General features: G+C 49.2%; 12 protein-coding genes. 7 read left to right on the forward strand and 5 right to left on the reverse strand.

From position 1 onward, the window contains the following. Window positions 1-121 precede the first annotated feature (121 nt). From PsAD37_RS09505 to PsAD37_RS09515, 3 genes are all read left to right on the forward strand, one after another. Window positions 122-382: a hypothetical protein gene (locus PsAD37_RS09505; protein ID WP_063295947.1), complete on the forward strand. Its 261-nt coding sequence runs from the start codon at window positions 122-124 to the stop codon at window positions 380-382. A gap of 197 nt (window positions 383-579) precedes the next feature. Beyond that, window positions 580-1,569, forward strand: a complete 990-nt coding sequence (locus PsAD37_RS09510; RefSeq protein ID WP_063295948.1) for a calcium-binding protein — start codon at window positions 580-582, stop codon at window positions 1,567-1,569. Then, window positions 1,553-1,837, forward strand: a complete 285-nt coding sequence (locus tag PsAD37_RS09515; protein WP_153039705.1) for a hypothetical protein — start codon at window positions 1,553-1,555, stop codon at window positions 1,835-1,837. Before PsAD37_RS09510 ends, PsAD37_RS09515 begins: the two co-directional genes overlap by 17 nt. Window positions 1,838-2,242: 405 nt before the next feature. Here PsAD37_RS09515 and PsAD37_RS09525 read toward each other — a convergent pair whose 3' ends face one another. The 5 genes from PsAD37_RS09525 to PsAD37_RS09545 all read right to left on the reverse strand — a co-directional run bounded on the left by PsAD37_RS09525 (window position 2,243) and on the right by PsAD37_RS09545 (window position 5,198). After that, the gene (locus PsAD37_RS09525; RefSeq protein WP_153039706.1) at window positions 2,243-2,692 is read right to left on the reverse strand and encodes a hypothetical protein; all 450 of its coding nucleotides are present in this window, start codon (window positions 2,690-2,692) and stop codon (window positions 2,243-2,245) included. 177 nt (window positions 2,693-2,869) lie between these two features. After that, window positions 2,870-3,658, reverse strand: a complete 789-nt coding sequence (locus tag PsAD37_RS09530) for a DUF2971 domain-containing protein (RefSeq protein WP_063295952.1) — start codon at window positions 3,656-3,658, stop codon at window positions 2,870-2,872. A gap of 31 nt (window positions 3,659-3,689) precedes the next feature. Continuing rightward, window positions 3,690-4,097 (reverse strand): hypothetical protein, encoded by a 408-nt coding sequence (locus PsAD37_RS09535; RefSeq protein ID WP_153039707.1) that lies wholly within the window; start codon window positions 4,095-4,097, stop codon window positions 3,690-3,692. A gap of 13 nt (window positions 4,098-4,110) precedes the next feature. After that, the gene (locus PsAD37_RS09540) at window positions 4,111-4,572 is read right to left on the reverse strand and encodes a hypothetical protein (RefSeq protein WP_153039708.1); all 462 of its coding nucleotides are present in this window, start codon (window positions 4,570-4,572) and stop codon (window positions 4,111-4,113) included. A 38-nt stretch (window positions 4,573-4,610) separates the two neighbouring features. Further along, entirely contained in the window at window positions 4,611-5,198 is a 588-nt protein-coding gene (locus PsAD37_RS09545; protein ID WP_153039709.1) for a hypothetical protein, read from the reverse strand. Between the two features lie 237 nt (window positions 5,199-5,435). Between PsAD37_RS09545 and PsAD37_RS09555 the strand changes: the two genes are divergently transcribed. The 4 genes from PsAD37_RS09555 (at window position 5,436) to PsAD37_RS09570 (ending at window position 7,922) form a co-directional block, all read left to right on the forward strand. Continuing rightward, on the forward strand, window positions 5,436-5,693 hold the full coding sequence (locus PsAD37_RS09555) for a hypothetical protein (protein WP_063295957.1): 258 nt from the start codon (window positions 5,436-5,438) through the stop codon (window positions 5,691-5,693). Then, window positions 5,690-6,556, forward strand: coding sequence for a Bro-N domain-containing protein (locus tag PsAD37_RS09560; protein ID WP_063295958.1), 867 nt, complete (start codon window positions 5,690-5,692; stop codon window positions 6,554-6,556). The genes PsAD37_RS09555 and PsAD37_RS09560 overlap by 4 nt, the downstream gene beginning before the upstream one ends. Before the next feature lie 366 nt (window positions 6,557-6,922). Then, window positions 6,923-7,180, forward strand: a complete 258-nt coding sequence (locus tag PsAD37_RS09565) for a YjhX family toxin (protein WP_063295959.1) — start codon at window positions 6,923-6,925, stop codon at window positions 7,178-7,180. Between the two features lie 211 nt (window positions 7,181-7,391). Further along, a complete protein-coding gene (locus PsAD37_RS09570) occupies window positions 7,392-7,922 on the forward strand; it encodes a GNAT family N-acetyltransferase (protein ID WP_063295960.1) in 531 nt (176 codons plus the stop codon). Window positions 7,923-8,113 lie beyond the last annotated feature (191 nt).

An 8,113-nucleotide genomic window follows, 5' to 3' on the forward strand; every position in this document is an offset into this window, starting at 1 on the left:
CCTTGGTTGGCACAAAGCCAGCAGACGAACCTGCTAGATGAGAGCTGTTCGCCTGCTGGATTTGTGCCAACCAAGGTGGGTCAATTTTAAATGATGATGCCGGATCAATTTTGAACGCTCATTGACAGAGGAGCGGGAGGGAAGCTGGTTTCTGTGGCTCTTAAGATCAGTCGGAACAGCAATCGTTGGAGCATTGTTTGCCGGCCATCTTACGCCGATCGTGGCACCTATCGTCTCCGGCTGGTCCAACGTGCGTGATGTTAGCGTAGAGGGGGCAACGGGCTTCGTTCTGGGCCTGTGCGGGCTGGCATTGTCAGAGGGCCTGATCAAAATCGCAAGGCGATGGCGGGAGAACCCGAAGCTCCCAAAAATCGAAAATTAGACCACCGGAAAGACCCCTCAAAAAGCCGGTTTACGCAATACGTAATATCCCGAGAGCCCACCGATATTTGCAAGTTCTATACTGAAAACATTGCAGTAGTTACGTAGGGTAAGAATCAGTTATGCATGCAGTGTCGATAAGTATCCTAAGTACTTATTACGGCTAAATATTTCACTGCTAAATCGGGTGTTAAGACAATGGGATATCACGTTGGTGATCGAAACAATAATGACATTTCCGGGAATGAAGATAACGACGAAATTCGAGGTCTGACAGGCAATGACATGCTCTATGGTGAAGGCGGCAATGATTTAATCTTCGGCGGAGAAGGCCGGGATTATCTTGAAGGCGGAACTGGCAATGATCAGATGTCTGGCGGCAGCGATGACGACGCTGTCCATGGCGAGCAAGGAGAGGATCATCTCTATGGCGACCAGGGCGATGATTATCTCGATGGCGGCGGTGGGAATGATCATCTTTATGGTGGTGACGACAATGACACACTGTTTGGCCGCGATGGCAACGACCATCTTTATGAGAAAGGAACGCAAGGCACGGACACGCTCTATGGCGGCGCAGGTGATGACTGGTTGACCAGCTCCACAGGGGAGCAATCCTTGCTCTCAGGTGGTGCCGATAACGACCACATTGAATCCTACGGCAACCACAACACTGTTGATGGTGGCACAGGCGATGACACCATCATTATTGATGGCACGGCCAGCCACAACACAGTCACAGGGGGTGAGGGCAATGACACGATAAAGTCATTGGGTGCACACACAACCATTGAGGCTGGTGAAGGCGCTGACATCATCGAGACCGTCGGCGACGATGCTCTCATTGATGCCGGCACGGGCAATGATGTGGTGCAAACGCGCGCAGGAACTGCCGAGATTGAGCTTGGGGCTGGCGATGATCAGGTCTTTCATTGCGAAGCTGGGATCGCTGTCATCAAGGATTCTGGCGGAACCAATGATCAGCTTCACTTTGGCAAAACAGAGGCCGCTGATCTGGGCTTTCTAAGGGTCGGCAATGATCTCCTGATCTCATCACAGGAAGACTTCGCAGACGGGGAGTTCGACACCGGTGTCATCCTCTCTGATTTTTATAGCAGCGAGGAGCATGTCAACGTTGTCTATGGAAGTGACGGACTTGGCTATGAGCTGAGTGACTTCCTGCTCTAACGACAGTGTAGACCCATTCAAAGCTTCGTTTGGGTGGGTCTATGCCAGACGATACGTGGCGGCGGAAGATACAATTCTGCACACCACAGGAGAGACTCAGTATCTGACCATTATTGATTGCAGTGAGGTGAGGGCGGACAAGTCATCTGGCGTCAGTCAGAGAACCATTTCCATGAAGCCATACGACGGCAAATGGCATGTGTCACTCGCCTGTGACGACGATCCTCAAAGCGAACTCTATAACATCAATGTCCTGAGGCTGAAGTAGTTATGCCTTAGACCGCAGCCAGCGTGTTTTGGCTGCGGTTGTTAAATGTGAGGCTCAGATCTCCTGTGTGGCTGTTGGCTGAGATGAACGGAGTGTCGCGATCACACGAGCCTCAAGATTCGCATCATAAAGTTCTAGGATACATTCCGTAAATTCTTTGAATGTCGGTGTTTTAACGTCTTTCTGACCTTTAAATAAGAATTGCCGTACAGATTTAACTCTCGCACTAAGATGCTCAGGGAAATCTCTCTGAAAGAGAGGCCTAAACTGATCACCAATGTCTTGAATGCGATCTAGTTGCCTTCCCTTTCCACGTATTAAGATTTTAATAGAGTTTCTTAATCGAGTGTGTAGGCTCAAATCTGTCGCAAAGCTCATCCTGACCTCAATATTTCTATAGACCCATTACTGATTGTTCTTCTTCGGACTTGGTGATTGAAAGCGCCGTGCTATAATTTCCTGCGTCTCTTCGTCTGAAAACCCAGTCTCTCGAAGTTTTCTGTACTCTTCAGCATCATATCCATCCGGAACAGCTATATTCATCATGGAAATGTTAGTTCTCTTGAATTCGCGTGCAGAGTACCGATGACGGACTACTTTTCCCATGGCGACAACAGTTGAGATACTAAAGGCAATACTTGTCCAAAAGATCCAGCCATTGTGAGAAACCACACCACCATGATGTGAGCAAGCACCTCGGGAGCCGATGGAGGGAGAGTTCCAACCATCACGGCAGGTCGCGGGCACTCCAAAGAAAACATTCAACACAATCATCGCAATCACGAATACTATGAAGGCCAATAACCATGGATTTATTGGGTATTCAGGTTCTTCTGGCATATATGGATAATTCATCTTTGAGCCTAATTGAACATTTGTGGGCTAATGAGCAAGGCGCTTATCAGATGTGCGTCACGCTTGAACAGGCTTTTATGTACTTTTGGGGTTGCATAAAGATGTCTTCAACATCTTCAGGAACTGGGCTTTGAGGCTTCTGCAGGTAAGTCACTTCCGTCTCTCTCAGGCACTCTCTTATCTCTCGGCCACTCGAATTTGACTTTCGCTGATCCTCGCAAGTGGTGCGTACTTCTCGACAAGTGCCTCAACAATAATGGCATTTGGACTGTCTTTACAGTTCGGGCCTAGTAGGATCTGAGCGTGATCTAGGATGTCATCTTTGAGAGGGATGTGTACGGCCTTTTCCGCGTACGAAATGTCGTCTCGCACCTGTCTGGCAATGCCTGAGGGAAGAACGGTGTTGAGATTTTGCACCAAGCGGAACCGCACTTCGTTCTCGAACTCCCAATGATGGGCTTTGAACAATCCAATCTTTTTGTAGTTGTGAAAATCACGTTCTTCGCCATAGTTATTGGCATGCACGACAGCAAGAGTTTGTGAAGTGTTGAGCTTGTAATGAATTTCATCTGGGCCAAGTAACTGATCAAGGTAGGCATGAACGGTTTCACCTGTTGCAGAATTCTGTGTTGTTACCGTGATTTTGGTATTCAAGCTGCTGAACTTGATTGGATAACCAGGTTCCTTGCTTACATTGATTATATCACTGTGTATTTTGAACATTTTTGCAGGCAATCCAAGACGCACTCCATCGAAGCCCGAGTACATACGCCACATAGGTATTGTGTCATGAGATAAGCTTGTCCAAGATGAGCAATAGACTTGTTTAGCAGCATTATCGAAGGTGACTGCCGCTCCTTCATCAGGATCATTAAGGCAATCCAAACGTGTTAAACGAATAGTTCTTTTCTCAAGGATGCAAGCAAGGGCCTGAATCGTTGTGTAGTGATAGATGAAATCACTCATGTTGATGCCTCTAAAATGCCGCCTGCAGGTCTCAGGATGGCAGGAAGTCTTCTAACTCTGCAAAAAATTGTTGATGTTTCTCAGGGTGGTAATCGAAATGTAGATACATGTTTTCATCTTTATTGATGAACTGAGAACAGGTAGAACTTTCAGAGGTAAGCATGCTGAACCCTTGCCAATTATGTCCCAGTACAGCAATGGGCGTCTCTGCAAGAAGTACCCATCGGAGATTAACGTCTCCCAAGCGAACTCCTCTCTTGCTAAAATCCAACTCTGGAAAATCACCCTTGGTAAAGTTTGGCAGTTGATAGCCATCCTTAAGAAGGTTGATGACATCACTAAGAGGGGTATCGCGCTCTACATGAAACCGCATTTCATGCGGCCCCAAATAGTCATCCCCCATACAAACACAATCTCTCGTTACAATTACTTCCACCATTGGGTGTCGCCCTTTAATTGGTGAGCAGCTGCTCACAGTTTAGCGCGTAGAAAAGACTTGTGGCCTTTGCCTCTTGCCTTAGTTCTCTTTGAGATGAATTCAGCTCGCTCCAGTTTTCTCCCGTTACCGACTGTCCAGCGATATGGTGGGTCCTATCCCATAAAACACCCAGCATAAAATCAGGAGAGGGGCCGCCAAAGGCGAGCTTTACTATCATATGGAGCGACGCTTCATCGTCTTCAGTAAGCAGCCCTTTGGATTTAAGATCGTAGGCTGGTTTTAAGTTTTCGTAGCCTGCAGTAAAAAGCTCTTCGCTTTCTTTTAAACCAGCAAGCTGAGCAAATGCAGCACACTCCCATACAGCCAAGCCCCTGTTAGCATTCTCGGCGAGAGACTCTGCCTTTAGGGGAGTAAATGTTATGAATGACATTACGAGCGCCAAGCCTACGGTTCTCATATTATTCAGCGTTCTCATTTCAACTTCCAAGTTACTCGGCCAGTTGGAACCATCTTCTAAAGCGGCACACACTTTGCGATCGGGCGGCTTTTTTCTATGTCTTCTATGGTGAGCCGTTTGCCGGCTTCATAACCGTCCATGTCGTTGATGAACCACTTTTCATCTGCATAGGCAAAGCGTTGGGTGTCCGGGTGGTAGCGCAGATAGATGCCAAACATCGAGCCTTTCTGAAGAGCGCTATCGATGTCCGCAAACTGCCGGATCTCGACCTGATGGGCTCCAATTTCGTGCACGGCTTCCATTGCAAGAGATTTGATAGCGCTCAGTGTCACTTGTCTTGGGTAATCAGAGGAAATGATTATCTCAGCAAAAACGCTCTGGGTGAGTTGGCCTTGCTTATCACTTTTGTAATCAGAGCGGCCATCGACGCTGATAATATAGCATTCTGCAGCATTGGATTGAGTTGCCAAACCCAAACTAACAGCAAGGGTGACAGCTCCAACACCAAGTAGTTGTCCTAATCTCTTTTTAAAGGGATTTAGATTGCTGTTTCTGCGCTCAAATAACATATGCATTACTCCTAAAAATATGTTTGGAGTGGAGCCGGATTCGGTGCGCTTGACAAGCTTTCGTTTCTCCGTCAACCTGCCCACGCTCATCTGAAAGCGGTGAGCCGGGATTGACAGCCCGAATGTTCGTAAGGCGTCACCGCGCCAAAGAACCGTTCTTTTTGAGCGCGTTTTTTGTTGCGCCTATGGTCAGGCGTTATGGGAGGCTTCGGCCTGCCGGTATCCTTACGAGCCGGTCTGTCAACCCGTAGCGTCTGGCCGCCATATTGACAGGTGACGGCCAGACTAATCTCATTCGTAAGGGAATTAGTCATGACAGAATTCTCCCGGAATACCTCACTTCAAGCCCTTTCCTCTAGCCATTCGGCACTGCTGAGCCTCGCAGCCCGCATTGAGGGGCTGTTTCAAGCTCTGGGGCATGTCTCCAACGAAATCTCCAGCCCAAGCCCGCTGTGGAATGCAGCCGTTGCCTTGCAGGATGAACTCTCCGAGCGACACAGCGATCTCATCAAGGAGCTGGATGCCATGGAAAGCAACATCAGCAAGCTGAACCGGGGAGGGCAGGCATGAGCGCGCTCACCATCTTCGATTTTGAAGAGCACCCCGTCCGCACATTGTCGGTAGACGGCCTGTTCTGGTTCATCGCCAAAGATGTCTGCACCGTGCTGGATATCAAGAACAGCCGCGATGCCGTCGCCAAACTTGACAGAGATGAACAGGGTGTCGTTTCAACCGACACCCTTGGTGGCCAGCAAAAAGTAACTGCGGTGAATGAGAGCGGCCTCTACTCGCTCATTTTTAGCTCTCGCAAGTCATCGGCCAAAAAGTTCAAAAAATGGGTGACGGCAGAAGTGCTGCCCGCGCTGCGCCAGTCCGGCACCTACTCCATGGGCCCCACACCGCAAAAGCAGCAAGGGCCAGACGCAAAGCAGGTGCTGCTCGTCAACGAGATGAACGCCCGCGCCAATCTCCTCAAAGAAGCGCGCTACATCTATGGCCGCGAGGCCGCCATGCAGCTGTGGGACAGGCTCGGCCTGCCGGATATCGCAGGCGAGGGCGTCAACCAGGTGGCCGGCACCGCCGCCGATGATCCCGATGGCTGCCTGACCCACCTGATCAACTTCACCTGCGGCAAAAACCTCTCCGTCCGCATTGCCCTGGCCTTCGCCCTGGCAGATGACGTCGGCGCCCGCCGCATGGAACAACTGGGCCTCAAACTGCGCCCCCACGCCTACCCCGACGGCGTCGCCATCGCCTACGATCACGACTACCTGTGGGAGGTCTTCCGCCTCACCCAATGGCACGGCAACTGGAAACTAGCCTTGCAAAAGTTGGCGGGCGCCCAACAATCCCAAAACGCCATCACCATAGACGGCAAACAAAGAAGGGCAGTGATACTGCCCCTCTCATTGGTGGAGAGTTATGTGGGGTAGGGATCAGGTCAGGCAGGTTATTTCCGACCTGCCGTTACCTCCTCTCTGTTGCCAAGCAGAGGTATGCGAGAAGAGAAGTACTGCAATCATCCTCCTAAAAAAACACTTGCCAAGTGCAATGGGCATAATGTACGTAGTCGCTGCTTCACAGCCACAAATCTGGAGAGTTTTTGTTTAAACAAGAGAATCGGTAACCTTGCTGACTGCCTTTTCGCAATCTGACATTTAGGTCGTATTGCAGGAGGGTTGGATCTATCGCTTGTATCAGAGTGATACCCGGCCAGGCAGAAAGCTGAAATTCATGCACCCGGTCCAATTCAATTGGAAAGGGAGACGACTACGCATGTATTTGGGTAACCAACTCCAATGGACATCTCCAGACCAGAGCAGAAAATTCTGCATATGTTGGCGCAAGGCGGTTACATCCGCGTCGAAAAAGACGACGGCCGCCATATTTCCAAAATCGAATTATTCACCCGTGAAGGGTGGAGATTTTCCGGCCTGAGCGACGAAGTTTTTCGTAAGCTTAAACGTCGAAAATTGATCGCGTCCAAGCAAAGCGCACCTTACCGTGTCACCAAAAGAGGTCTTATACTTGTAAGATCTCAGGTTGATAACCGTTAGGTAGCCGTGCGCGGGCTTGATCAAGATGTCGTCGTCGGTGAATTACGCGATTTATCCGGAAATTCCGAAGCTTATCCAACATCTTAATACTGTGCAGATCAGACAAGCCACTGCTGGCGATCTGTTCTGCAAAGGCCCGCAACTCGTACGCGATCGCTAAATTTGATGGATCTGGTGAAGCGCAACCACGAAACCAACATGGAAAATTAGCATGATCAATACTGAAAACGATAAAGTAGAAATACAAGACCTTCACTTGCAAGCATTTGGCGACGAGGAAGGGCCTGTCATAGAAAAAATGACGGAAGAGTTTTTGTTGTTGCCTGAAACGATCTCGATCAATGTTTATCGAGGATTGCGGATAGCTGGAAACATACTCTTTTCGCCATTTCAACTTGATGATCACCCGGAGAAGAAGTGCTTTCTTCTAGCTCCCTTAGGTGTCTTGCCTGAACATCAGGGAACAGGGATCGGCAAAGAGCTGATCGAGAAAGGCGTGTATCATCTGAAACTCATTGGCGCAGATGCAATCTTTGTTCTTGGTCACCCGAGCTACTATGCATCAAGGGGCTTCGTTCAAGCGAAAGTCCTTTCACCGCACCATGAGCTCATGAAACACCCCGAAGCATGGAGAATGCTGGAAGTTAAACCAGGATCTATGGAAGGTATCGCAGGCACTTCTGTTGCCGCAGAACCAATTATGGATCCTATGTTCTGGGATACCTCCGGCAGACCAGGGTAACACCCGCAAATTGGATAGAAGGGGGAGTACTCCCATAGGCGCTAACTTAAGAAGCTATGTTCTAGAATTCGTTGAATTTTTCGCTTTCTGGGAGGTTCGCATATACCTCGCCAAAAGCTGCTGGCGTTAACTGTGATGTTAGTCAGATCCCATGCTCCCTGAATTGCTGAAATGAAGGCCTGAATGATCAG

Source organism: Pseudovibrio sp. Ad37 (assembly GCF_001623075.1).
GTDB lineage: Bacteria > Pseudomonadota > Alphaproteobacteria > Rhizobiales > Stappiaceae > Pseudovibrio.

What these genes read in the sequence shown, in the direction of transcription:
- PsAD37_RS09510 (WP_063295948.1), top strand. Translation starts at nt 580, where the DNA reads ATGGGATATCACGTTGGTGATCGAAACAATAATGACATTTCCGGGAAT.
- PsAD37_RS09565 (WP_063295959.1), top strand. Translation starts at nt 6,923, where the DNA reads ATGGACATCTCCAGACCAGAGCAGAAAATTCTGCATATGTTGGCGCAA.
- PsAD37_RS09560 (WP_063295958.1), top strand. Translation starts at nt 5,690, where the DNA reads ATGAGCGCGCTCACCATCTTCGATTTTGAAGAGCACCCCGTCCGCACA.
- PsAD37_RS09535 (WP_153039707.1), bottom strand. Translation starts at nt 4,097, where the DNA reads ATGGTGGAAGTAATTGTAACGAGAGATTGTGTTTGTATGGGGGATGAC.
- PsAD37_RS09570 (WP_063295960.1), top strand. Translation starts at nt 7,392, where the DNA reads ATGATCAATACTGAAAACGATAAAGTAGAAATACAAGACCTTCACTTG.
- PsAD37_RS09525 (WP_153039706.1), bottom strand. Translation starts at nt 2,692, where the DNA reads ATGAATTATCCATATATGCCAGAAGAACCTGAATACCCAATAAATCCA.
- PsAD37_RS09555 (WP_063295957.1), top strand. Translation starts at nt 5,436, where the DNA reads ATGACAGAATTCTCCCGGAATACCTCACTTCAAGCCCTTTCCTCTAGC.
- PsAD37_RS09540 (WP_153039708.1), bottom strand. Translation starts at nt 4,572, where the DNA reads ATGAGAACGCTGAATAATATGAGAACCGTAGGCTTGGCGCTCGTAATG.
- PsAD37_RS09530 (WP_063295952.1), bottom strand. Translation starts at nt 3,658, where the DNA reads ATGAGTGATTTCATCTATCACTACACAACGATTCAGGCCCTTGCTTGC.